A 23,705-nucleotide genomic window follows, 5' to 3' on the forward strand; every position below is an offset into this window, starting at 1 on the left:
ACGGACCTTCAGCCCGAAAGCCTCGGACGGGATCGAACCGTCAACATCCCGCCACCGCGTGACGCACAGTCACGATCGCAGGCCGGTCATCGGCCTGCCTTCCCGGCGATCTTCCCATCGAAACATAGAGGGTGATGAATCACCCCATCCGGAGACATCCGGACCGAATCCGCTCGAATGCCGCAGTCCCCCCGTTTGACACCGGCCCGCGGATGCGGTCTCCTTTCCCCCATGTCAGAGTTCACCAGCCCCCGGAGCGGTTCCACCCTCCGCCGTGCCGTGAACACCTGTTGTCGCCTCTGTTCCTGCTGTATCTAGGCGCCCGCGTCCCACCGCGCGCCGCCCCCAGGAAGCACAGAGGCCGCCCGCGATTCCCGTCCCCAGGACATCCCGGCAGCGGCTGCTCCCCGCCGAACCAGCCGCGACCTCCGAGGACGACCCCGTGCGCATGATCCGCATCCGCAAGCGGAACCGCGACCGCAACAAGCTCGCCCGCCTGGGCCTGGCCCCCGCCCGTACCGCCCCTCGTTGGGGGGACGGGCTGAGCGACGTCTCCATCGCCGGGGACCCGCTCGCCTTCCCGCACCTGGCCCGCACCGACCTGCCGGAGCACCCGACCACCGTCGCCGATTACGCCCGGCTGGTCCGCGAGATCGCCGCCGACCGCGCCCGCTGGGAGCCGCTGGTCCGCTACGACGCCCTCACCCGCTGGTACGCCCGGCTGGAGACCGGCCCCGGCTACGAGGTCTGGCTGCTCAGCTGGCTGCCCGGCCAGAGCAGCGGATTCCACGACCACGGCGACTCCTCCGGCGTGATGACCGTCGTGGAGGGGGAACTGGTCGAACGCTCGCTCACGCACGCGGGCGAGGGCGCCCGGGCGCTGCGGCCGGGCGGGCAGCGGGTGTTCTCCCCCGGGTACCTGCACGAGGTGGTCAACGGCGCGCTCGAACCCGCCGTCTCCATCCACCTCTACACCCCGGGCCTCACCGCGATGAACCAGTACGGCACCGCCCACGCCGTCCCCGAACAGCACGCCCAGGCCCCGTTGAACGCGGACTGACGAACAGTCCGGCCGTGGCAGGATGACCCCATGCGCATCGTGGCACTGGCAGGCGGAATCGGCGGGGCGCGCTTCCTGCGCGGGCTCCGCGCGGCGATCGGGCCGCAGGACGAGATCACCGTCATCGGCAACACCGGCGACGACATCCACCTCTACGGCCTCAAGGTCTGCCCCGACCTCGACACCGTGATGTACACCCTCGGCGGCGGCATCCACGAGGAGCAGGGGTGGGGCCGGACCGACGAGACCTGGTCCATCAAGGCCGAGATGAAGGAGTACGGCGTCGGCCCCGAGTGGTTCGGGCTCGGCGACCGCGACTTCGCCACCCACCTCGTCCGCAGCCAGATGCTCGCCGCCGGGTACAGCCTCAGCCAGGTCACCGAGGCGCTGTGCGTGCGCTGGCAGCCCGGCGTGCGGCTGCTGCCGATGAGCGACGACCGGGTCGAGACCCACGTGCGGATCACCGACGAGCAGGGCACCCGGGCGATCCACTTCCAGGAGTACTGGGTCAGGCTGCACGCCGCCGTCGACGCCGAGGCGATCATCCCGGTCGGCGCGGACACCGCCAAGCCCGCGCCCGGCGTGCTGGACGCCATCGCCGAAGCCGACGTCATCCTGTTCCCGCCGTCCAACCCGGTCGTCTCGATCGGCACCATCCTCGCCGTCCCCGGCATCCGGGAGGCCGTCGCCGCCGCGCCCGCGCCCGTCGTCGGCCTCTCCCCCATCATCGGCGGGGCGCCGGTGCGGGGCATGGCCGACAAGGTGCTCGCCGCGGTCGGCGTCGAGGCGACGGCGGAGGCGGTCGCGCTCGACTACGGCGCGGACCTGATCGACGGCTGGCTGGTCGACACCGCGGACGAGGCGGCGGTCGCCGCCGTCGAGGCCGGCGGCATCGCCTGCCGGGCCGTCCCGCTGCTGATGACCGACGTCGACGCCACCGCCGAGATGGCCCGGGCCGCGCTCGCACTGGCCGAGCAGGTCCGCCGATGACCGTGCGGATCCTGGGCGTCGAGGGCATCCCCGAGATCGACGCGGGCGCCGACCTGGCCGGCCTGCTCGCCAAGGCGGGCAGCTACCAGGACGGCGACATCCTGCTCGTCACCTCGAAGATCGTCAGCAAGGCGGAGGGCCGGCTGCAGCACGCCGCCGACCGCGAGGCCGCGATCGACGCGGAGACCGTCCGGGTCGTCGCCCGGCGCGGGCGGGCCCGCATCGTCGAGAACCGCAACGGCTTCGTGATGGCCGCCGCCGGAGTCGACGCCTCCAACACCGCGCCCGGCACCGTCCTGCTGCTGCCCGAGGACCCGGACGCCTCGGCGCGCGCGCTGCGGGCCCGGCTCCAGCAGCTCACCGGCCGCCGGCTCGCCGTCATCGTCACCGACACCTTCGGACGGCCCTGGCGCAGCGGCCTCACCGACGTCGCCATCGGCGCCGCCGGGCTGTCCGTCCTGGAGGACCACCGGGGGCGCACCGACAGCCACGGCAACGAGCTCGCCCTCACCGTCACCGCCACCGCCGACGAACTCGCCGGTGCCGCCGACCTGGTGAAGGGCAAGGCCACCGGGGTGCCGGTCGCGATCGTGCGCGGGCTCGGGCACCTCGTCACCGCCGAGGACGGCGCCGGCACCCGGCCGCTGGTGCGGCCCGCCGACCAGGACATGTTCCGGATCGGCACCTCCGAGGCGCTGCGGCAGGCCGTCACCCTGCGGCGCACCGTCCGCTCCTTCACCGACGAGCCCGTCGACCCGGGCGCCGTCCGGCGCGCCGTCGCCGCCGCCGTCACCGCGCCCGCCCCGCACCACACCACGCCGTGGCGGTTCGTGCTGCTGGAGTCCGCCGAGACCCGGGTGCGCCTGCTCGACGCGATGCTCGCCGCCTGGCAGCGCGACCTGCGCGAGCTCGACGGCTGGGACGACGCCCGGATCGCCCGCCGCACCGCCCGCGGCGACGTGCTGCGGGACGCCCCGTACCTGGTCGTGCCCTGCCTCGTGATGGACGGCTCGCACGACTACCCGGACGCGCGGCGGGCCGCCGCCGAACGGGAGATGTTCACGGTGGCGGTCGGCGCGGCCGTGCAGAACCTGCTCGTCGCGCTGACGGGTGAGGGCTACGGCTCCGCGTGGGTGTCGTCGACGATGTTCTGCCGCGACACCGTGCGGCAGGCGCTGGACCTGCCGGACGGCTGGGACCCGATGGGCGCGGTGGCGGTCGGCCGCCCGGCCGAGGCCCCGCGGGCCCGGGCGGAGCGCGGCGCGGAGCCGTTCATTGCCGTGCGGTAGGGCTCAGAGGCCGCGGTAGACCTCACGGCGGTGGCCGACGTGGACGACGAGGATCACCAGCACCTCGCCACGCACCTGGTAGACCACCCGGAAGTCGCCGACCCGGAGTCGGTACAGAGCGTCGTTGCCGGCCAGCTTCTTGACGTCGGGTCCGTCCGCGAACGGGTCGTCCCCCAGCGCGGTGAGGGCGGTGAGGACACGCATCGCCTCGAGCTGGCCGATCCCGCGCAGCTGACGCCGGGCATGCGAGGTGAAGCGGAAGGCGTACTTCACGCAGCGCTCCCGGCGGAGTCCGCAGGCGGACCGAAGAGGTCCGCCAGTACCTCGGCCATGGTGACGGTCGGCTCGTCCAGGTGCTTCCGCGCCTCACGGGCCAGGAGCTCGTCCTCCGCGTCCTCTATGGCATCGAGGATCTCGATCGGCACGACCGCTCCGACGCGCTCGCCCTTGCGCGTGATCACGGTGATCTCGCCGGCCTCGGCCTGGGTGACCACCTCGGCAAGGCGCGCGCGCAGTTCCCGGATGCTCAGTGCGTCAGTCATGGCTCAAGCGTACACACGCGGGTGTACACCGCCGGTGCGTTCGGCTCAGCGGCTGCGGTGGTCGTTGGGGGTGAGGCGGGGGCCGTAGCGGGGGGCGTGGGCGCCGGTGGTCGTCAGGAGGCGGCAGACGCGGTAGCGGTGCGGGCGGTAGGGCTCCAGCAGGGCGAGCATCTGGGCGTCGTCGCTGCGGGGGCGGCCGGCCAGTGCCCAGCCGACCAGGTTCGGGAGGTGGAAGTCGCCGACCGAGACCGCGTCCGGGTCGCCGTTGCTGCGCTGCAGGGTCTCCGCCGCCGTCCAGACCCCCACCCCCGGGACGGCCGTGAGCCGGGCGAACGCCTCCTCGTGGCCCATCGCCGAGGCCTCCTCCAGGCGCGGGGCCAGGCGCACCGCCCGCATCACCGTCGCCGAGCGCTTCGGGTCCACCCCCGCCCGGTGCCACTCCCAGCTCGGGATCATCGCCCACTCGCGCGCCGAAGGCGCCACCCGCATGCCCTCGGCCGGGCCGGGCGCCGGGGTGCCGAAGTCCCGCAGCAGGGTGCGGAAGGCGCGGTAGGCCTCGTCGGTGGTGACCTTCTGCTCCAGGATCGCCGGCACCAGGGACTCCAGGACCAGGCCGGTGCGGGACAGCCGGACGGCCGCCGTACGGCGCTGGGCGTCGCGCAGCGGGCCCGGGGGCAGGACCAGGCCCTCCGGGCGGTCCTCGGCGCCGAGCAGGGCGGGCAGGCGGTCGAGCAGCCAGTCGGCGCCCGGGCCCCAGGCCGTCGCCTCCACCTCGCCCGCGGCCGGGTGCGGGAGCACCCGGAGGGTGCCGACGCCGGCCGGGGTGCGGGAGGCGCGCCAGACCGCCCCGTCGCCGGTGGTGCGGTAGGACGGGTCGGCGGGGCCGCGGCGCAGGGGCAGCAGGGTCCGGGCGACGTCCAGGGGGTAGCCCGGGCTCCAGCGCCGTACCGACTCGCCTGCCACCTGCACCTCCTCCGCCGGAGGAAGGATACGCGGGGGAGGGGGTGGGGAGGCGGGGCGGCGGCGGGCGCAGTTCCCCCCGGGGGCCGGGGCCGTCAGGTGGGGGGCGGTTGCGGGGTCTGGAGCTTCGTCGCGGCGGTGCGGAGGGCGGGGAGCTGGGCGTAGAGGGCGGTGCCGGGGCATTAGGTGGTGAAGGCGTCGCGGTGGCCGGAGATCGCGTCGAAGTCGACGACCGTGCCCTTGGGGTAGCGGCTGGCGTCGGAGGCGGAGGTGAGTTTGGTGTGGCCGTCCGCGGGTTGGGCGGTGAGGCCGAGTTTCCAGGCGGCGATGGCGGCGAGGCCGTCGAGGAGGGGCTGCGGCGGGGAGTCGGTGAGGTAGGTGCCGATGGCGGCGGCGCCGGCGGAGTCGGTGTTGAAGCCGAGGGTGTGGGCGCCGTGGACGGGCTGGTCGACGCCGCCGGCGCGGCCCTCGTAGACGGTGCCGCAGCGGTCGACCAGGAAGTTGTAGCCGATGTCCCGCCAGCCGTTGCTCTGTACGTGGTACTGGTAGATCGCCCGGATCACCCGGGGGGCGTCGGCGCAGGCGTAGTCGGTGGCGGTCGCGGTGTGGTGGACGAAGACCTCGCGGACCGGGCCGGTGTACTCGAAGGTCTGGTCGCGCAGGGACTCGTCGGCGCCCCAGCCGGCCCGGGTGACGATGGCGGGGCGCGGCGCCTGCCCGCCGTCGGCCGGCCCGGCGGGCAGGCTGCGGGCGGCGGGTGCGGCGGCGGCGCCGCGGCCGGGGTCGACGAGTTCGAGCCGCAGGCCGGGCGGCGGCCCGGCCGGGCCGGGGCGGACCTCGACGGCGACGCCGTCGCTGCGGCCGGTCCACAGCGGCGCGGTGGCACCGCGCGGGGTGCCGTGCGGGGCGCGGTCGGGGCCGTCCTCGGTGTCGGCCTCCAGGGCGTGCCAGTCGCTCCAGTCGCCGGTGTCCGCGTTCCGGGTGCGGACCCGGACGCTGCCGCCGGCGAGCGCGTCCGCCGGGCCGTCCCAGCCGACGCCGAGGAGTTCGAACGGACGGGTGCCGCGCGGGGCGAGCCCGGGGCCGCCGGCCAGCGGCAGCGAGGTGACCGTGCCGCCGCCCGCCGACGTCCGGCGCTCCCCCGGGGAGGCGGCGGAGGCGGGCTGGAGGAGCAGCGCGGCGGTGCAGCCGGCGAGCAGCGCGGCCGGGAGTGAAAGGGGCATAAACCGGATGGTGGCCGCAAAACGGCCGACTCGCCACGCCGCCCCGCGGCGGTCCGGCCACCCCTCCCGGCCCGCCACCCGAAGGCCGTAGGCTGGGGCGCACCATGACTGCGCCTTTTGCTGCCGATGCCCGCACCCCCGTCGAGCTGCTGCACGCATATCTGCGAGGTGGCACCCCTTCGGTCGATCCCGCGGCCCCGCTGGTCACCTTCTACGACGACGCCACCGGCGAACGGGTGGAGCTGTCCGCCCGGACCTTCGACAACTGGGTGGCCAAGACGGCCAACCTGTTGCAGGACGAGCTGAACGCCGGCCCGGGCGACCGCGCCGCACTGCTGCTGCCCGCCCACTGGCAGAGCGCCGTCTGGCTGCTGGCCTGCTGGTCGGTCGGGGTGGCCGCGGTGCCGGGCGGCGACCCGGCCGCCGCCGAGCTGGTGGTGAGCGGCCCGGACGGCCTGGCCGCCGCCCAGGCCTGCGAGGGCGAGCGGGTGGCGCTCGCGCTGCGCCCGCTGGGCGGCCGCTTCCCGCAGCGCCCGGACGGCTTCCTGGACTACGCCGCCGAGGTGCCCGGCCAGGGCGACCGCTTCGCGCCGTACTCGCCCGTCACCCCGGACGCGCCCGCGCTGGAGACCAGCGTGGACGGGCTGCCGCTGAAGCTGACCGGCGAGCAGACCGTCGCGCTGGCCCGCGAGGGGGCCGTCCGGCTGGGTCTGAAGCCCGGCGACCGCGTGCTGTCCACCCACTCCTACGACGACTGGGCGGGCCTGGAGGCCGGCCTGCTGGCGCCGCTGGCGGCCGGCGCCTCGGTGGTGCTGTGCCGCAACTCGCAGGGGCTGGACGCCGCGCAGTGGGAGAAGCGGACCGAATCCGAACGGGTGACACTGCGCCTCGGGTAACCCCCGGCCCGGGCCTGACTGGGTAGGCATCGCTGCCATGGCCGAGGACGACACCGAGCACCCCCCGACCGCCGTCCCCCCGACGAGCGGTCCCCCGGACGGCGAGCGACGCCCGCGACGGCGCCGGCGGTGGCTGTGGATCACCGCCGGCGTCGTCGCGTTCCTGCTGGTGGCCACCGGGGTGCTGGCCTGGGTCGCCTACCGCAAGCTGGACGGCAACATCCGCACCGACACGGCCACCGACCGGCTGCTGGCCAAGCTGGAGGCCGAGCGGCCGAGCCGTACGGCGGGCGCTCCGGGCGCCGAGAACATCCTGCTGATCGGCAGCGACTCCCGCGACGGCTCGAACGGCTCCTACGGCGGCGAGGCGGGCACCGAGCGCTCGGACACCACGATCCTGCTGCACCTGTCGGCGGACCACCGGCACGCGACGGCGGTGTCCGTCCCGCGCGACGTGATGGTGGCCGTCCCGGCCTGCGACAAGCCGGACGGCACCCGCAGCCGGCCGGCGACCATGCAGTTCAACTGGGCCTTCGAGCTGGGCGGCCCGGCCTGCGCGATCCGGACGGTCGAGCAGCTGAGCGGGATCCGGATCGACCACTACCTGATCCTGGACTTCAGCGGCTTCAGGACGATGGTGGACGCGATCGGCGGGGTCGAGGTGTGCGTGCCGCAGCCGATCCACGACAAGGACGCCAAGCTGGACCTGCCCGCCGGGCGGCAGGTGCTGCACGGTGAGCAGGCGCTCGGGTACGTCCGGGCCCGGGAGAGCCTGGGGGACGGCAGCGACACCCAGCGGATGGGCCGTCAGCAGCAGTTCCTGGCCTCGCTGCTGCGCAAGGTGCAGTCGCAGGGGGTGCTGCTCAACCCGGCGAAGCTGTGGCCGGTGCTGGACGCGGCCACCTCCTCGGTGCGGGCGGACGGCGGGCTGTCCTCGCTCGGCGCGCTGTACGACCTCACCCAGGACCTGCGCGGGGTGCCCTCGCCGAACGTGGTGTTCCTGACGGCGCCGCGCCGCCCGTACCGCTACGACTCGGACCGGGACGAGTTCGTGCAGCCGCAGACCGGGCAGCTGTTCACGGCGCTGCGGGAGGACCGGCCGATCACCGTCCGCGCCCCCGCCCCGCCGGGCACGCCGACCGCGGGCCCGAGCCCGACGCCGGGCCCCGAGGCCGGGTCGGGCGAGGCGGCGACACCCTCGGCGGGCGCCTCGCCCACCTTCGAGGGGCGCACGGCCGACGTGGACGCCTGCGCCCAGCACTGATCGCCTTTACCCGCGCATTGCCCGTACGTGACGGATTTCATACCGGAACCATTCCCCCGTTCGGCTCGTCTAGTGTGTCCGGATCGGCCTGCCGCCTTGACAGGCCGGCCACCGTGACCGGCCGGACGTAGGGAAACTCCGTGCAGCAGGACAATCCGAAAACCGGCGAGTGCCGTGGCGAGGGGCGCCGGGAGGCGAAGCGCCGGGCCGCGGCCGCCAAGCGGGCCCGGCGCCGCCGGGTGCTCAAGTGGACGGCTGGGACGGGCGCCCTGGTGATGGTCGCGGGCTGCGGCGGGGCGTACTACCTGTACCAGCACTTCAACAACAACCTGACCTCGGTCAAGGTCGACGTGGGCAGCGAGGAGGAGCGGCCCAAGGCCGCCGGGGACGCGCTCAACATCCTGGTGCTGGGCACCGACAGCCGCCAGGGCCTCGGCCGCGAGTACGGCGACGAGGGCAGCACCGGGCACGCCGACACCACGCTGCTGTTCCACCTCGCCAAGGACCGCTCCAACGCGACGGTGATCAGCATCCCGCGCGACCTGATGGTGCCGATACCCGACTGCCAGTCGGCGGACGGGAAGACGAGGATCCCGGGCACCGCGCGGGACATGTTCAACAACAGCCTGGGCCAGTCCGGCCGGGACCCGGGCTGCACCTGGAAGACCGTCGAGAAGGTCACCGGCATCCGGGTCGACCACTTCGTCGAGGTCAACTTCGAGGCGGTGAAGACGCTGTCCACCGCGGTCGGCGGCGTCGAGGTGTGCGCGGCCAAGGACATCGACGACAAGGACTCGCACCTGAAGATGTCCAAGGGCCGGCACGTGGTCCAGGGCGACGAGGCGCTGGCCTTCGTCCGCACCCGGCACGCGGTCGGCTTCGGCGGGGACCTCACCCGCATCCCGCTGCAGCAGCAGTTCATCAGCTCGATGATCCGCAAGATCAAGAGCGGCGACACCCTGACCAGCCCGACCAAGCTCTACAAGCTGGCGGACGCGGCCACCAAGGCGCTCACCGTGGACTCCGGGATCGGCAGCGTCGACAAGCTCAAGGACCTGGCGACGGACATCAGCAAGGTGGACACCAAGAACATCACCTTCGCCACCGTGCCGGTCCTCGACGACCCCAAGGACAAGGACCGGCTGATCCTCAAGCAGCCGGACGCCGGGCAGCTGTTCTCGATGATCGCGAACGACCGCTCGCTGACGGACACGCCCGCGCCGGCCGCCCCCGCCGACACCCCGGCCGCCGCCGCACCGGCCACCACCGCGCCGACCGCGACCGCCGCACCGGTGGACCCGAAGGACGTCCGGGTCACGGTGCGCAACGGCAGCGGCACCCGCGGGCAGTCCGGGCCGACCGTGGAGAAGCTGAAGGCCAAGGGCTTCGCCAAGGCCGCGGTGGCCTCCGACGCGCCGGCCGCCGCGACCACCACGATCACCCACGCACCCGGCCAGGAGGCCGAGGCCGCCGCCCTGGCCGCCGCCCTCGGACTGCCCGCCGACGCCGCCGAGGCGGACCCGAAGGCGGACCCCAGGGGCCCGCTGCTGCTGGTGCTCGGCAAGGACGCGCTCGGCGCGACGAGCGGCCCGCAGCAGCCGCCGTCCGAGGCCCCGAAGGACCTCCAGCGGGTGCAGGCGGACGACACCGACGTGTGCGCCAAGTAGCTAGGGCTTGCCCGGCAGGAGGATTCCGTCCGTCTCGCGGTAGCGCTCGCCGGTCCGGGGGCACTCCCAGCGGCCCTCGCCCGCGGGCCGCAGCCGCTCGCCGGCCCGGCCGACCCAGCCGATCCGGCGGGCCGGCACCCCGGCGACCAGGGCGAAGTCCGGGACGTCCCGGTGCACCACCGCGCCGGCCGCGACCAGGGCCCAGCGGCCGACCGTCACCCCGGCCACCAGCACCGCCCGGCCGCCGATCGAGCAGCCATGACGAAGCGTCACGCCATCGGCGCGCCAGTCGAGTTCACCCTTGAGGCGGCCGTCCGGGGTGACCGCGCGGGGGTGACGGTCATTGGTGAGGACGGCGGCCGGGCCGATGAACACCCCGTCCTCGACCACGGCCGGCTCGTACACCAGCGCGTGGTTCTGCACCTTGACCCGGCTCCCGATCCGCACGCCCGGGCCGACGTACGCGCCGCGCCCGATCACGCAGTCCGCGCCGACCACCGCGTGCTCACGGACCTGGGCGAGGTGCCAGACCGTCGTCCCGGCGCCGAGCACGGCCCGCTCGTCGACGTCCGCGCTCGGCTCGATCCGGGCCGCGCCGGGCCCGCCCGCAACTGCTCCCATGCGCACCGACGATAGGGGAAGGACCCTCGGTCAGGTGCGTCAACGGGCCTGCGAGAGCACGTCCTTCGCGGTGGGCGCGGTGCTGGCGATCACCTTGCGGGCGAGCGAGCGCGGCGAGGTGAGGAAGCCGAAGCCCCAGCTCATGTGCATGGTGGCCAGGGCCACCGGGAGCCACGCCTTCGCCCGGCCGGACAGGCCGCGGCCCTCGACCACCGAGCCGCCGAGGATGCCGAGCAGGTACGCGCCCGGCGCGGCCAGGAACACCGGGTGGACGGCCGCGCCGAGCACCAGGCCGAGGGTGACGCCCAGGAAGGCGGCCGGCGGGGCCAGGTAGCGCAGGTTGACCGAGCCGCGGTGGTAGCGGGTGACCACCCGGCGCCAACGGCCGTAGTCCTTGTACTGCTTGGCGAGCGCCCGCACCGAGGGCCGGGGGCGGTAGGTCACCTTGAGCTGCGGGGTGAACCAGACCAGCCCGCCGTCCTGGCGGATCCGGTAGTTCAGCTCCCAGTCCTGGGCGCGGATGAACTCCTCGTTGTAGCCGCCCAGCTTCTCCAGCACCTCGCGGCGGAAGACGCCGAGGTAGACGGTGTCCGCCGGGCCGGCCAGGCCGCCGGTGTGGAAGGCCGCGTTGCCGACGCCGATCTTGGACGTCATCGCGGCGGCGACGGCGTTCTCCCACTCGGTCTCGCCCTCGGCGTGCATGATGCCGCCGACGTTGGCCGCCTCCATCTCGGTGAGCAGCCGGACGGCGGTGGCGACGTAGCCGGGGGTGAGCAGCCCGTGGCCGTCCACGCGCACCACTATCGGGTGGCGCGAGCCGCGGATCGCGGCGTTCAGCCCGGCGGGGGTGCGGCCGGTGGGGTTGTCCACCGTCTTCACCCGCGGGTCCTCGGCCACCAGCTCGGCCGCGATCTCGGCGGTGCGGTCGGTGGAGGGGCCGAGGGCGATCACCACCTCCAGCTCGCCGGGGTAGTCCTGGTCCAGGATCCGCCGGACGGCCGTGCGCAGGTGTCGTTCCTCGTTGAGCACCGGCATGATCACGGAGACCGCCGGCAGCTCCTCAGCAGCCTTGGTGTTCATCGGGGCAACCGTACCGGTGCGGAAGGCACCGCGTCGCATCCGGTCGGGGCCGCTGAACGCACAGGGTACGGGCGGTGCGGACGGGGTGCGGACGCGGTGCGGACGCGGTGCCGGTTCACAGCAGGTAGTGGGCGACGGTGAACACCGCGTAGCCGGCCACCGACAGCCGGTTGAGCAGGTGCTGCGGGCTGCCGAGCCGGTCCTGCCGGGCCTGCGCCGGGCGCAGGTCGGGCCGGTGGGCGGCCAGCGCGACCGTCCGGGCCAGCCGCGCCGGGTCGTAGCGCTCGCCGAAGTGGCCGGCCAGGGCGGCCATCAGCCAGGTGCTGATGGCGATCTCCTCCCCGGAGTGCAGCCGGATGGTCAGCCGGCCCCGGTGGACGGCGGCGGCGCCGATCTGCCGCCACTGGATCTGCCGGACCCGGAAGGCGGAGGCGACCCGCAGGCCGTCCCGGTCGGCCACCAGCTGCCAGGACGCCGCGCCGCCGATCAGGAACACCGCCATCGAGCCGATCCACAGCGGGCGCACCAGCCCGCTCCACCAGCCGCTGTCGCCGAGCAGGACCACCGCGGTCGCGATCAGCACCGCCGCGAGCGGCCCGGCCAGCGCCCGTACGGGCAGCGGCAGTTCCCAGCGCAGCGCGGGCAGCCGCTCGGTGTCGGGGCCGGCGGCGGGGGCGTCGGCCAGCGTCCTGGCGCTGAGCGCGCGGACCGCGAGTTCGCGCTCGCGGTAGTGCTCGCCCTGCCGGGTCAGCCGGGGGGACCGCGCGGCGGGGGCGACCACGGCCGCGACCCAGTGCGGATCGCCGTCCAACAGGGCCGGGCGGAACAGGAGTTGCTGGTCCGGGCCGTCCGGGCCGCGGTACAGCACGGCCGGGACGCTGCGCGCCGCGCGGGCGGACCAGGCGGCGGCCTGCTCGGGGGTGGCGCGCTCGACGAGCTCGCCGTACTCCTCCTCGTCCTCGTCCGGGTCCTGCCGCAGCACCGGCTCGGGGTAGTCCTCCTCGTTCCCCTCCAGATCGGGGTGTTCGGGCAGCCAGCCCGGGCCCGGGTGCTCCGGCAGGTCCGGGTGGCCGTCCCGGGCCCAGTAGTAGCGCTCCCACTCCTTCAGCCGCCACAGCGCGGGGCCGTCCGGCGGGCCGTCCACCGGGAGCACCAGCAGGTCGCCCCGGGCGTCGGCGCGGACCCGCACCGCGAGCGCGGGGGCGGCGCCGACGAAGCCGGGCCGGCGGCGGCGGGCGTCGTGGGCGAGGGCCGAGCCGAGCAGCAGCAGGCCGGGCAGGGCGATCAGGCCGCCGAAGACCAGCTGCCCGGAGGGGTCGTAGTCGTCGCCCTCGGCGCGGACCTGGTCGCCGTCCAGCAGCAGCGGGATCGACTGGCCGGGCTTCGGGCGCTCGGCCCACCACACGTCCAGCGTGGCGGTCGGCCCGGTCGGGCTGCCGGCCGGTGCGGCCTTCAGCACGTCGCGGGCGCTCGGCGCCTGGTAGTGGACGGTCAGCAGGCCGTCCTGGTCGAACTCCCCGGCGGTGCCGGTGACCCGGACGGCGGCCGCGTCCCGCTCCTCCTGCCGCTGCTGCTCCCACAGGCCGTACAGCGGCAGCGTCGCGGCGACCACCAGCAGCAGGCAGCCGAGCACCCGCCGGCCGACCGGCACGCCGTCCGGCCGGACCGGCGAGGGCGCGCCGGCGGCCGTCCACGGGAAGGCGACGGGCGGGGCCATCAGCTCGTCGAGCTGTTGGCGGGCCTTGCGGCGGCCGAGGTCGGCGCCGATCAGGACGGCGGCGAGCAGCACGTGCAGCAGCACCGCCGACCAGCGGGCGACCGGGGTGACCAGCCCGTTCGGGACGTACCAGAACAGCGCCAGCGCGGCGATCGGGACGAGCGGCCGGATGCGGGGCCGGGCGAGCAGCAGGACGGTCTCGGCCAGCACCGTCCAGATGGCCAGGCTCTCGCCCCAGCTGTCCCGGCAGATGCCCTGGGCGTTGCAGACCCCGCCGGTGTCCGGCTCGACGGCGGCGGCCAGGATCAGGAACCCGAGCGGCACCACCGCCAGCCACCGGCTGTCCAGCCGCCAGGCCGTACGGGCGGCGCGCCAGCGCGCGGCGGCGGCGGCGGTCAGGGGCGCGGCGCTGGGCAGCGACGGGGCGTCCGGGGTGTACATCGGACGATCATCTCAGGCGGTCCGGGGGCGGGACCGGCACGGGGGCCGGGCGCTGCGCGCGCCCGGCCCCCGCTCCCCCGTACCCCCCGCTTCCCCCGTTACCCCCGTTTCCCCCGTACCCGGGCTCCCCCGTGACCCCGGGTCAGTCCGTCGCGATCGCCGCGAGGACGTTCATGCGCCCGGCCCGGAAGGCCGGGATCAGGGCGGCGAACAGGCCGATCACCACCGAGGCGGCCAGCGTGACGCCGATCGTGCCGGCCGGGACGGAGAGCGTCCCGAGGCCCTGGTCCCGCAGCACCCGCTGGGCGGTGACGCCCCAGGCCAGGCCGAGCCCGGTGCCCAGGACGGCGCCGAACAGCGCGATCACCACGGACTCCAGCCGGATCATCCGGCGCAGCTGGCGGCGGGAGAGCCCGATCGCCCGCAGCAGGCCGATCTCCCTGGTCCGCTCGACCACCGACAGCGCCAGGGTGTTGACGACGCCGAGCACCGCGACGGTGATGGAGAGCGCGACCAGCCCGTAGATCAGGTAGAGCAGCGTGTCGATCTGGGACTGGACCATCTCCTTGTAGCCGGCCTGGTCCTTGATGCTCAGCTGCGGGAACTGCTTGAGCCCGTCCTCCAGCGCGGTCAGCGTCTTCGCGACGTCGGTGCCGGCCGAGGCCTTGGCGAAGAAGGTCCACACCGGCGGCTGCTCGGCGGCCGGGACGACCTTGGCCATGGTGTCCATGGCGACGAAGGAGCCGTCGCCGAACAGCTCGCCCTTCTTGAAGACCGCGCCCACCGGCAGGGTCTGGGTGCGGCCCTTGCCGTAGTCGACGCCCACCTGGTCGCCGACCTTGAGGTTGTGGTCCTTGGCGAAGGCCGCGCCGATCCCGAGCGAGCCGCGCTCGATCGAGTCCACCGAGCCGGCGTCGAGGCTCGGGTGGAAGTCGCTGCCGAAGAAGGTCGGCGGCACGGCGGTCAGGTCGTTCTTCGCCTTCCCGCCGTCCGGCAGCTGGAGCTTCGCGGTGAAGAACTTCTGGGTGGTGACGTGGTCGATGCCCGGGGTGCGGCGCACGATGTCCTGCATCTCCGGGGTGACCTCGGTTCGGCCGCCCTGGATGATGAAGTCCACGCCCACCGACCGGTCGATCTGCGCGCTGGCCGAGGTGACGGCCGAGGAGCTGAACACCGAGGAGGCGATCACCAGCGCCAGGCCGATCATCAGCGCGGCGGCGGTGGCGCCGGTGCGGCGCGGGTTGCGCATCGCGTTGCGCTGGGCGAGCTTGCCGGACGGCCCGAACAGGGCCGGCAGCACCGCGCCGAGCACCCGGATCAGCGCGGAGGCCAGCAGCGGGCCGATCACCACGAAGCCGACCAGGGTCAGCACCACGCCCAGCCCCAGGTACTGCCCGCCGGTGGCCGCCTTGTCGGCGCCGGCGCCGAGCACCAGGAGCGCCGCGCCGCCCGCCGTCAGCAGCAGGCCGACGACCGTACGGATCACGTTGGCGCGGCCCTCGGCCGGGGTGCCGTGGTCGCGCAGCGCGGCCATCGGCGAGATCCGGCTCGCCCGGCGGGCCGGGAAGAAGGCCGCGACCAGGGTGACCACGATGCCCAGCGAGTAGCCGGCGACGAACACGTCCGGCCCGATCTGCAGGTCGGCCGCGTTCAGGTCCATGCCGATGGCGTTCATCAGCTTGATCAGGCCGACCGCGACGCCCAGGCCGGCCCCGACCCCGATCGTCGAGCCGAGCACGCCCAGGATCAGCGCCTCGACCAGCACCGAGCGGTTGACCTGCCGGCGGCTGCCGCCGATGGCGCGCAGCAGGCCGATCTCCCGGGTGCGCTGGGCGACCAGCATCGAGAAGGTGTTGACGATCAGGAAGGCGCCGACGATGGCCGAGACGAACGCGAAGCCGAGCATCGCGTACTTCATGAAGTCGAGGCCGCTGCCGACCTGCTTGGTGTTCTCGTCCTTCTGCTCGGCGGCGGTCTTCACCTGGTAGCCGGCGCCGACCTTGGCGACCGCGTCGGCCTTGAGCTGGTCGTTGCCGCGGCTGCCGTCGCCGAAGGCCTCCACCGAGGTGTACGCCTGCTCGCCGAGCAGCACCCGCTGGGCGGTGTCGGTGTCCAGGAAGGCCAGCGCCGCACCGGGGTTGGTGGTGGTGAAGGTGGCGATGCCGGCGATGGTGAAGTCGTGCTTGCCGCCGGAGTTGTCCACCCGGACGTGGTCGCCGAGGCCGAGCTTGGCCTTCTTCGCGGTGTCCGCGTCCAGCACCAGCTCGCCCGGCCCCTGCGGGGCGTGGCCGGAGGTGATGTGCAGCGCGTTGCGCGGGGTGTCGGTCCAGTTGCCGAGCAGCGTGGGCGCGCCCTGGGTCGGGCCGACCAGCTTGTTGGTGGCCGGGTCGACCAGGATCGCGTTGTGGACCATGACCTGGCCGACGGCGGTCTTCACCCCGGGCAGCCCGGCGATCTGCTGGGCCAGCGCGACCGGGACGGTCGGCGGCTTGGCGGCGGCCTGCTGCTCCTCGTCGTCGTCCGGCTTGGGCGGCTGGACGGAGACGTCGGAGGCGGTCGCGGCGAAGAGCTTGTCGAAGGTGCTGGTCGCGGTGTTGGAGAACACCAGGGTGCCGGAGACGAAGGCCACCGACAGCACGACGGCGATGAGTGAGAGCGCCATCCGGCCCTTGTGGGCGAAGAAGCTCCGCAGTGAGGTCTTGAGCAGCATGTTCGCGTCGTCCCGCCCGCTCAGCTGGTGCGCTTGCCGTCGAAACGGCGCATGCGTTCGAGGACGGAGTCGGCGGTGGGCGCGTGCATCTCGTCGACGATCACGCCGTCGGCGAGGAAGAGCACGCGGTCCGCGTAGCCGGCGGCGACCGGGTCGTGGGTGACCATGACGATGGTCTGGCCCAGTTCGTCGACCGAGCGGCGCAGGAAGGTCAGCACCTCGGCGCCGGCCCGGGAGTCGAGGTTCCCGGTGGGCTCGTCGCCGAAGATGATCTCGGGGCGGGCGGCCAGCGCCCGGGCCACCGCGACGCGCTGCTGCTGGCCGCCGGAGAGCTGGGTCGGGCGGTGCTTGAGCCGGCCGGCCAGGCCGACCGTCTCGACGACCTGGTCGAGCCAGGCCTGGTCCGGCTTGCGGCCGGCGATGTCCATCGGCAGCGTGATGTTCTCCAGCGCGTTCAGGGTCGGGAGCAGGTTGAACGCCTGGAAGATGAAGCCGATCTTGTCGCGGCGCAGTCTGGTCAGCTGCTTGTCCTTGAGGCCGGTGATCTCGGTGTCACCGATCCAGATCCGCCCGGCGGTGACCGTGTCGAGGCCGGCCAGGCAGTGCATCAGGGTCGACTTGCCGGAGCCCGAGGGGCCCATGATCGCGGTGAACCGGCCGCGCTGGATGTCGACGTCCACCGCGTCGAGCGCGGTGACCTTGGTCTCGCCCGAGCCGTACGCCTTGGTGACCTGGCGGGCGGAGGCGGCGACGGCGGACTCTCCGCCGGGAAGCTGGGGGTCGAACACGGCTGTTGCCGTCGTCACTGGAGTCTCCTATGGAAGATGCGCTCACCCGTTGGCCCCCAGCCTCGTACGGCTCGACCGTCCCGCGACATGGCGCTGGCGGTAGTCCTCGACCGGGAGTTGTCCCCACCCTCCCGGTGGACCGGGCTGCCGGACCCGACCGGATCGGGCCGGTTCCTGGCGGGTGGGGATGTAGGAACCACGTTAGGAGCGGACGGCGGGGCGCTCGTCCTCCGCCGGAATGAAGCGCTTCAACCATGGTTCTACGGGGTGCGGCGCCCCTCCCCCTAGGGGTCGCCGCCGCCCGTCTCGGGGACGCCCCGTACGGGGCTCAGCCGCAGGTCAGTGCGGGTACGGAGAGCCGTTCCAGGGCCGTCGCGAAGCCGGCCACGACCGGGGCCAGCAGCGCGTCCGACTCGCGCTCGACCCGGGTGGAGCCGTCCTCCCCGGCGGTGATGTGGCGGTCGAGCACGAACCAGCCCTGGGTGATGTGGCCGGCGCCCATCGAGCTGAGCACCGGGCGCAGCGCGTAGTCGACGGCAAGGACGTGCGCGGGCGAGCCGCCGGTGGCCAGCGGCAGGACGGCCTTGCCGGCCAGGGCGTACTGCGGGAGCACGTCCAGCAGGGCCTTCAGCAGGCCCGAGTAGGCGGCCTTGTAGACGGGGGTGCCGATGACGACGCCGTCCGCCCGGGCGAACAGCTCGGTGACGGCGACGATCTCGGGGTGGTCGAAGTCGCCGGACAGCAGGGCGTGCGCGGGCAGGCTGCGGGCCTCGAACGGGACGACGTGGTGGCCGCGGTCGGCGAGCTGCGCGTCGACGTGGCGCAGCAGGCGGGTGGTGCGGGAGGTCGCGGACGGGGAGCCGGACACGGACAGGACGGTGGCCATGGTTCACCTCTGACGGGTGGAAGCGGCGGGTGCTCGGGGCTGCTCGGGGGGCTGCTCGGGGGCGGCGTGCTGGGCGGGCGCCTCAGCCGCGACAGAGCGAGCTGGCCACACCACGGCGCAGGTCGACGTGCCGCCGACGCGTGAGTGCCCAACGCTGAACCATGCCGACGATGCAAACACGCGGTGTTCGAGCCGGTCAAGAATCGTTTCAGCAGCCGGAACGGCGGGTGTCCGGACGTTGCGGCGGAACGATCCGGTACGTGCATCAAAACTGCTACAAGAGGCCTGGAGGGCACCCCGAGGGGAGTCACCGCGGGCGGGGTCGGGCATCCTCGTCGGCATGAACACCTGGCAGGAGGGCCGCCCGGGGGGCGGCGGGAACCCGTACGGCGGCAACGGCGGAGGCGGCGCGGCCGAGCCGCCGCTGCCGGCCTCGCTGAACCCGCGCGGAGCGGGGGCGCCCGCACCGCGGCGGCCGGAGCCGCCCCGGCCGGTCGGCGGCGTCCCGGCGCAGGGGACGGGTGCTCCGGACGCGCGGCCCGGCGCGGGGTACCCGGGCGGGCCCGGCGGTCCGGGTGGCCCGGGTGGCCCCGGGCGTCCGGGCGGGCCCGGCGGGGCGCGGCCGGCCGGTGCGCCGGCCCGGCGCTGGCCGCGGCGGCGGATCGTCAAGTGGTCGGTGTTCGGCGTGCTGATCGCCGTCATGGTGACCGCCGTCTCCACCTATTTCTGGGCCGACTCCAAGCTCAACCACGAGAACGTGCTGGCCGACTACCCGGGGCGCCCGGCGGCCGGGAAGGGCACCAACTGGCTGATCGTCGGCTCGGACAGCCGTGAGGGCCTCACCGACGCCCAGATGGAGGACATGCACACCGGCCACGACGTCGAGGGCAAGCGCAGCGACTCGATGATGGTCCTGCACATCGGGGACGGCGGGAACACCCTGATGAGCATCCCGCGCGACTCCTGGGTGCCGATCCCGGAGCACCAGGGCGGCAACGGCAAGACCGTCAAGGCCACCACCTCGAAGATCAACTCGGCGTTCAACAACGGCGGCGGCCGCCTGCTGGTGCAGACCGTCGAGCAGAACACCGGCCTGCGCATCGACCACTACGCGGAGATCGGCTTCGCCGGCTTCGCGGGCATCGTCGACTCGATCGGCGGCGTCGAGATGCACATCGACCAGGACATCAAGGACAAGGACTCCGGCCTGGACCTCAAGGCCGGCGACCAGACCCTGAACGGCAAGCAGGCGCTCGCCTTCGTCCGCCAGCGCCACCAGATGGCCGACCAGGACCTCGGCCGGATGCGCAACCAGCAGAAGTTCCTCGGGGCGCTGGCCCACCAGGCCGCCTCCCCCGGCAACCTGCTGAACCCGTTCACCTTCTACCCGCTGGTCGACTCGGCGCTCGGCACCCTGATCGTCGACGAGGACTGCGGGCTGACCGACCTCGGCTCGATGTTCCTCGCCATGAAGGACGTCAACGGCGGCAGCGGCAAGAGCCTCACCGTGCCGATCGGCAACCCGGACTTCCGGACCAAGACCGGCGAGTCCGCCGTGCAGTGGGACGCCGCCAAGTCCAAGCAGGTCTTCGACGCCTTCAAGAACGACACCGCCGTGCCGGACTTCAAGTAACGGTGACGTGAAGTACCCGTGACGTCACAATGTGTGGATGTCACTCGTCTCCGCACTCGTCTACCGCCGTCGCCACCGCCTCCTGGGCCGCCTGGTCCAGGAGGCGCTCGCGCTCTACGGCATGGAGGTGCCCGCCGCCTGCGAGATCGGGCCCGGGCTGACCGTCTTCCACCGCGGCTTCGGCACCGTGCTGCATCCGTACACCACGCTCGGCGCCGGCGTGACGCTCTACAACGGCGTCACCATCGGCCGGGCCGACCCGTGGGTGCCGCAGGAGCTCAGCCCGATGCGGCGGGTGGTGGTCGAGGACGGCGCGGTGCTGTGCGCGGGCGCCAAGGTGGTGTGCAAGGAGGGCGTGCTGACCGTGGGCGCGGGCACCGTGGTCGGCGCCAACGCGGTGCTCACCCGCTCGACCGGGCCCGGCGAGGTCTGGGCCGGGGTGCCGGCGCGGAAGGTCGGCGTGCGGGAGGACTGGGTGCCCGCCCAGGCCGTCGGCGCGCCCTGAGAAGGGCCACCGCCGAAACGCCACCGCCCCGGAGTGGGAAGTCGGACCTGCCGACTTCCCACTCCGGGGCGGTACGCGTCATCCGCTCCCGTGGGGGCGGTGATTACTCGACCACGCCCGACTTGGCGATGGTGACCTTGGCCGAGGTGCGGCCGCTCTGCGAGCCCTTGGACTCGATCAGCTTGACCACGTCCATGCCCTCGACGACCTCGCCGAAGACGACGTGCTTGCCGTCCAGCCAGTCGGTCACGATGGTGGTGATGAAGAACTGCGAGCCGTTGGTGTTGCGGCCGGCGTTGGCCATCGACAGCAGGCCCGGCTTGCTGTGCTTGAGCTGGAAGTTCTCGTCCGCGAACTTCTCGCCGTAGATGCTCTTGCCGCCGGTGCCGTTGTGGTTGGTGAAGTCACCGCCCTGCAGCATGAAGGCGGGGATCACGCGGTGGAAGCCGGAGCCCTCGTAGCCGAAGCCGTTCTGGCCGGTGGCCAGCTCGCGGAAGTTCTGGGCGGTCTTCGGGACGACGTCGTCGTACAGCTTGAAGACGATGCGGCCCGACGGCACGCCGTCGATCTCGATGTCGAAGAAAACGTTGGAAGCCATGCAGGGATCATGGCACGACCGGCCGGGCCACGCGCGCCACCCCCTCGGGGCCCGAGGTCAGGGCGGCGTGTTATCCGGCGGGGCTACGATCCATGGCGGGTTCAAGCCTTCGATCGGACGGGCGGGGTGGGCGGCATGCGGATCGGTGAACTGGCCCGGCGGACCGGCGTGAGCGAGCGCTCGCTGCGCTACTACGAGCAGCAGGGCCTGCTGGTCGCCCGGCGCACCCGGGGCGGCCACCGGGAGTACCCGGAGATGGCGGTGGACCGGGTGGTCCACATCCAGGAGCTCTTCGCGGCCGGGCTGCACAGCCGCACCATCTTCAAGCTCCTCCCCTGCATGCGGGACGCCGACGGCGGCCCCAGCGCGATCGCGACCCCGCTGCTCGTCGACGAACTCGTCGCGGAGCGGGCCCGGATCGACCGGATGATCACCGACCTGCTGCGCTCGCGGGACGTGCTGGACGAGGTGATCGCCGGGGCCACCGCGGATCCCGCCGCCTAGTTCTTCCTAGGCCGCGGGCTTGCGGGCCAGCAGGTAGGCCTGCGGGGTCTTCTCGCCGGTGCTCGCCTCGCGGACCGTACGGGAGGTGACCCGGAGGCCGGCCTCCCGGAGCAGCTCCTCCACCCGCTCCGGCCGCAGCCGGCGGAAGTCCAGCGACACCGGGTGGCCGAACGGGCGGTCCTGGCGGGACGGTTCGTCGCCGACCTGGAAGGCCAGCACCAGGTGGCCGCCGGGGGCCAGCACCCGGGCGAACTCGGCGAAGACCGGCGGCAGCCGCTCGGCCGGGGTGTGGATGATCGAGTACCAGGCCAGCGCGCCGGTCAACTCACCGTCGCCGTACGGGAGGTCGAACAGCGAGCCGACCCGGAACGGCACCTGCGGGTGGTCCCGCCGGGCCAGCTCGATCATCCCCGGCGAGAGGTCCACACCGGAGACGTCGAGGCCGAGCCCGTGCAGGTGGCCGGTCACCCGGCCCGAGCCGCAGCCGAGTTCGGCCACCTTGCCGTCCGGCCGCTCGGCGCGCACCAGCTCGGCGAAGAGCCCGAGCACCGCCCGGTCCATCGGGGAGGAGGCCATCAGGCCCCCGAACATGTCGGTGTACTCGACGGCGACGGCGTCGTAGAACGCCCTGGTCTCGGTGAGGAACTCCGGCTCGCTGGTCACGGACCGGGACCCTACTCCAGGAACTCCCCCAGGGGCTCCAACTCCCGCTCGGCGACGACCTGGTCGCCGCTGAGCTCGCCGGTCGGGCGGAAGCCCAGGCCGGCGTAGAAGGCCTCGGGGCCGTCCGGCCCGGGGTGGTAGGTGACGGTGGCGCGGGTGCCGCCGCGGCGGCGGACCTCGGCGCAGACCTGCTCGACGGCGAAGCGGCCGTAGCCGCCGCGCTGCTGCCCGGCGTCGATCAGCAGCCGCCACAGGCCCGAGCGGGGGCGGTCGTCCGGCCGCTCGGGGTCGAAGCGGACGTCGAAGAAGGCCATCACGAAGCCGACCGGCCGCTCGCCGTCCAGGATCAGCCGGGGCCAGGCGGTGTCGCCGTGCACGTACGCCTCCGCCAGGGACGTGGCCACCGGCGCGACCAGGTGCTCCTGGTCGGGACGCACCCGCAGGGCGAGGGCGGCGTCGATGGTGGCGGGGGTGAGTTCGGCGAGGCGCAGCGCAGGGGTGGACACGGCGGGCAGCCTAGAGAGCGGGGCCGCCCGCCGTCACCGGGATTTCGGTCAGGCACCGGGATTTCGGTCAGGCGCCGGCCGGGAAGTCGGTGCCGCGGCCGACCGCCTCCCAGGCCCCGAGCTCCTCGCGGGCGCCGTCGAGGTTGGCGAGGACGCCGTCCACCGCGTCGCTGCCGAGCGCGAGCCGCAGCGGGGTCGGCTCGGCGGCCAGGGCCGCCAGGATCGCCTCGGCGGCCTTCACCGGGTCGCCGGGCTGCTTGCCGTCGCTGTCCGGCAGCCCGGTGCGGACCGGGCCGACGATCGGGTCGTACGCCCCGATCGGGGCGGAGTGGGCGAGCGCGCCGCCGCCCGCGAAGCCGGTCCGGAAGGCGCCGGGCTCGACGATCAGCACCTTGATCCCGAAGCCGGCCACCTCCTTGGCCAGCGCCTCGGACAGCCCCTCCAGGGCGAACTTGGTCGCCGAGTAGGCGCCCACGCCGGGGAAGGAGAAGCGGCCGCCCATGCTGCTCATCTGCACCACCGCGCCCGAGCCCCGGGCCCGCATGTGCGGCAGCACGGCCCGGGTCAGCGCGGCCGGGCCGAAGAAGTGCAGCTCCATGAGGTCCCGCAGCTCGCGGTCGGTGGACTCCTCGACGGCGCCGATCAGGCCGCGCCCGGCGTTGTTGACCAGGACGTCGACCCGGCCGAAGCGGGCGAGCGTCTCGTCGACGGCGGCGGCGATCTGCGCCTGGTCGGTGACGTCGAGGCGGACCGGGACGACCCGGCCGGGGTGGGCGGCCGCCAGCCCGGACAGCGTCTCGGGGCGGCGGGCGGCGGCGACCACGGTGTCGCCGGCGGCCAGCGCGGCCTCGGCGACGGCCTGGCCGAAACCGGAGTTGGCGCCGGTGATCAGCCACACCCGGCCGGTGGTCTCCTGCTGCTCGGTCATCGTGTTCCTCCGTACTCTGCTGAACCACAGGGAAGTTGACGATCATTCATACACCAGGCCGATCGGCGCGGAACGGCCGCGTCCGGGAACGCCGGAGCCCCCGGCCGTGGGGGAATCGGCCGGGGGCTCCGGGGCGTCGGTTCGTGGGGTCGTTACGGCAGGTTGCGGGCCATCACGATGCGCTGGACCTGGTTGGTGCCCTCGTAGATCTGCGTGATCTTCGCGTCCCGCATC

24 protein-coding genes are annotated in these 23,705 nt (G+C 73.9%); 9 read left to right on the forward strand and 15 right to left on the reverse strand.

Annotated elements, in window-relative coordinates:
- The first annotated feature begins 442 nt into the window (after window positions 1-442).
- The 3 genes from VM95_RS28830 to VM95_RS28840 are packed head-to-tail and all read left to right on the forward strand — an operon-like array spanning window position 443 to window position 3,339.
- Window positions 443-1,060 (forward strand): cysteine dioxygenase, encoded by a 618-nt coding sequence (locus VM95_RS28830; protein ID WP_244178985.1) that lies wholly within the window; start codon window positions 443-445, stop codon window positions 1,058-1,060.
- A 30-nt stretch (window positions 1,061-1,090) separates the two neighbouring features.
- The gene (gene cofD, locus VM95_RS28835) at window positions 1,091-2,050 is read left to right on the forward strand and encodes a 2-phospho-L-lactate transferase (RefSeq protein WP_045702143.1); all 960 of its coding nucleotides are present in this window, start codon (window positions 1,091-1,093) and stop codon (window positions 2,048-2,050) included.
- Window positions 2,047-3,339 (forward strand): coenzyme F420-0:L-glutamate ligase, encoded by a 1,293-nt coding sequence (locus VM95_RS28840; RefSeq protein ID WP_045702145.1) that lies wholly within the window; start codon window positions 2,047-2,049, stop codon window positions 3,337-3,339. The genes cofD and VM95_RS28840 overlap by 4 nt, the downstream gene beginning before the upstream one ends.
- A 3-nt stretch (window positions 3,340-3,342) precedes the next feature.
- On the opposite strand, the gene VM95_RS28845 is transcribed toward VM95_RS28840, so the two are convergent.
- The 4 genes from VM95_RS28845 to VM95_RS28860 form a co-directional block, all read right to left on the reverse strand.
- Window positions 3,343-3,612, reverse strand: a complete 270-nt coding sequence (locus VM95_RS28845; protein WP_045702148.1) for a type II toxin-antitoxin system RelE family toxin — start codon at window positions 3,610-3,612, stop codon at window positions 3,343-3,345.
- Window positions 3,609-3,881 (reverse strand): type II toxin-antitoxin system Phd/YefM family antitoxin, encoded by a 273-nt coding sequence (locus VM95_RS28850; RefSeq protein ID WP_045702150.1) that lies wholly within the window; start codon window positions 3,879-3,881, stop codon window positions 3,609-3,611. Before VM95_RS28850 ends, VM95_RS28845 begins: the two co-directional genes overlap by 4 nt.
- A gap of 45 nt (window positions 3,882-3,926) precedes the next feature.
- Window positions 3,927-4,844 (reverse strand): DNA-3-methyladenine glycosylase family protein, encoded by a 918-nt coding sequence (locus VM95_RS28855; protein WP_244178986.1) that lies wholly within the window; start codon window positions 4,842-4,844, stop codon window positions 3,927-3,929.
- 179 nt (window positions 4,845-5,023) lie between these two features.
- Window positions 5,024-6,064, reverse strand: a complete 1,041-nt coding sequence (locus VM95_RS28860) for a peptidoglycan recognition protein family protein (protein ID WP_244178987.1) — start codon at window positions 6,062-6,064, stop codon at window positions 5,024-5,026.
- A gap of 104 nt (window positions 6,065-6,168) precedes the next feature.
- Here VM95_RS28860 and VM95_RS28865 point away from each other — a divergent pair, with 104 nt between their 5' ends.
- The 3 genes from VM95_RS28865 (at window position 6,169) to VM95_RS28875 (ending at window position 9,891) form a co-directional block, all read left to right on the forward strand.
- Window positions 6,169-6,960, forward strand: a complete 792-nt coding sequence (locus VM95_RS28865; protein ID WP_045702152.1) for a TIGR03089 family protein — start codon at window positions 6,169-6,171, stop codon at window positions 6,958-6,960.
- Window positions 6,961-6,997: 37 nt separating this feature from the next.
- Window positions 6,998-8,224 carry an LCP family protein gene (locus tag VM95_RS28870; RefSeq protein WP_045702154.1) on the forward strand — a complete coding sequence of 409 codons (1,227 nt, stop codon included), beginning with the start codon at window positions 6,998-7,000 and terminating at the stop codon, window positions 8,222-8,224.
- 140 nt (window positions 8,225-8,364) lie between these two features.
- Entirely contained in the window at window positions 8,365-9,891 is a 1,527-nt protein-coding gene (locus VM95_RS28875) for an LCP family protein (protein WP_244178988.1), read from the forward strand.
- Here the strand turns inward: VM95_RS28875 and VM95_RS28880 are convergent, their stop codons facing one another.
- The 6 genes from VM95_RS28880 to ssuE form a co-directional block, all read right to left on the reverse strand.
- Complete coding sequence (locus tag VM95_RS28880; protein WP_045702156.1) at window positions 9,892-10,512, reverse strand: acyltransferase; 621 nt, start codon at window positions 10,510-10,512, stop codon at window positions 9,892-9,894. It lies immediately after the preceding gene.
- A 39-nt stretch (window positions 10,513-10,551) separates the two neighbouring features.
- Entirely contained in the window at window positions 10,552-11,592 is a 1,041-nt protein-coding gene (locus VM95_RS28885) for a glycosyltransferase family 2 protein (protein ID WP_045702158.1), read from the reverse strand.
- Between the two features lie 115 nt (window positions 11,593-11,707).
- On the reverse strand, window positions 11,708-13,750 hold the full coding sequence (locus VM95_RS28890; RefSeq protein WP_045702160.1) for a hypothetical protein: 2,043 nt from the start codon (window positions 13,748-13,750) through the stop codon (window positions 11,708-11,710).
- Window positions 13,751-13,892: 142 nt separating this feature from the next.
- Complete coding sequence (locus tag VM95_RS28895) at window positions 13,893-16,460, reverse strand: ABC transporter permease (RefSeq protein ID WP_045702162.1); 2,568 nt, start codon at window positions 16,458-16,460, stop codon at window positions 13,893-13,895.
- A gap of 20 nt (window positions 16,461-16,480) precedes the next feature.
- The gene (locus VM95_RS28900; protein ID WP_045702163.1) at window positions 16,481-17,266 is read right to left on the reverse strand and encodes an ABC transporter ATP-binding protein; all 786 of its coding nucleotides are present in this window, start codon (window positions 17,264-17,266) and stop codon (window positions 16,481-16,483) included.
- A gap of 310 nt (window positions 17,267-17,576) precedes the next feature.
- Window positions 17,577-18,134: an NADPH-dependent FMN reductase gene (gene ssuE / locus VM95_RS28905; RefSeq protein ID WP_045702166.1), complete on the reverse strand. Its 558-nt coding sequence runs from the start codon at window positions 18,132-18,134 to the stop codon at window positions 17,577-17,579.
- A gap of 340 nt (window positions 18,135-18,474) precedes the next feature.
- Between ssuE and VM95_RS28910 the strand changes: the two genes are divergently transcribed.
- Together VM95_RS28910 and VM95_RS28915 are read left to right on the forward strand one after the other, a co-directional pair.
- Entirely contained in the window at window positions 18,475-19,767 is a 1,293-nt protein-coding gene (locus VM95_RS28910) for an LCP family protein (protein WP_045702168.1), read from the forward strand.
- A gap of 37 nt (window positions 19,768-19,804) precedes the next feature.
- On the forward strand, window positions 19,805-20,272 hold the full coding sequence (locus tag VM95_RS28915) for an LbetaH domain-containing protein (RefSeq protein WP_052707640.1): 468 nt from the start codon (window positions 19,805-19,807) through the stop codon (window positions 20,270-20,272).
- A gap of 103 nt (window positions 20,273-20,375) precedes the next feature.
- Here the strand turns inward: VM95_RS28915 and VM95_RS28920 are convergent, their stop codons facing one another.
- A complete protein-coding gene (locus VM95_RS28920) occupies window positions 20,376-20,870 on the reverse strand; it encodes a peptidylprolyl isomerase (protein WP_045702170.1) in 495 nt (164 codons plus the stop codon).
- 135 nt (window positions 20,871-21,005) lie between these two features.
- Between VM95_RS28920 and VM95_RS28925 the strand changes: the two genes are divergently transcribed.
- The gene (locus VM95_RS28925; RefSeq protein WP_045702192.1) at window positions 21,006-21,374 is read left to right on the forward strand and encodes a MerR family transcriptional regulator; all 369 of its coding nucleotides are present in this window, start codon (window positions 21,006-21,008) and stop codon (window positions 21,372-21,374) included.
- A 6-nt stretch (window positions 21,375-21,380) separates the two neighbouring features.
- Here VM95_RS28925 and VM95_RS28930 read toward each other — a convergent pair whose 3' ends face one another.
- The 4 genes from VM95_RS28930 to VM95_RS45315 form a co-directional block, all read right to left on the reverse strand.
- The gene (locus VM95_RS28930; RefSeq protein WP_045702172.1) at window positions 21,381-22,037 is read right to left on the reverse strand and encodes a class I SAM-dependent DNA methyltransferase; all 657 of its coding nucleotides are present in this window, start codon (window positions 22,035-22,037) and stop codon (window positions 21,381-21,383) included.
- A gap of 11 nt (window positions 22,038-22,048) precedes the next feature.
- Entirely contained in the window at window positions 22,049-22,543 is a 495-nt protein-coding gene (locus VM95_RS28935) for a GNAT family N-acetyltransferase (RefSeq protein ID WP_045702174.1), read from the reverse strand.
- A 67-nt stretch (window positions 22,544-22,610) separates the two neighbouring features.
- Window positions 22,611-23,471 (reverse strand): oxidoreductase, encoded by an 861-nt coding sequence (locus VM95_RS28940; RefSeq protein WP_045702176.1) that lies wholly within the window; start codon window positions 23,469-23,471, stop codon window positions 22,611-22,613.
- 152 nt (window positions 23,472-23,623) lie between these two features.
- Window positions 23,624-23,705 (reverse strand): acyl-CoA dehydrogenase family protein (locus VM95_RS45315; protein ID WP_157882129.1); only part of this gene is annotated, 82 nt, incomplete at its 5' end.

The sequence above is a fragment of the Streptomyces rubellomurinus genome (assembly GCF_000961885.1).
GTDB classification, from domain to species: Bacteria; Actinomycetota; Actinomycetes; order Streptomycetales; family Streptomycetaceae; genus Kitasatospora; species Kitasatospora rubellomurina.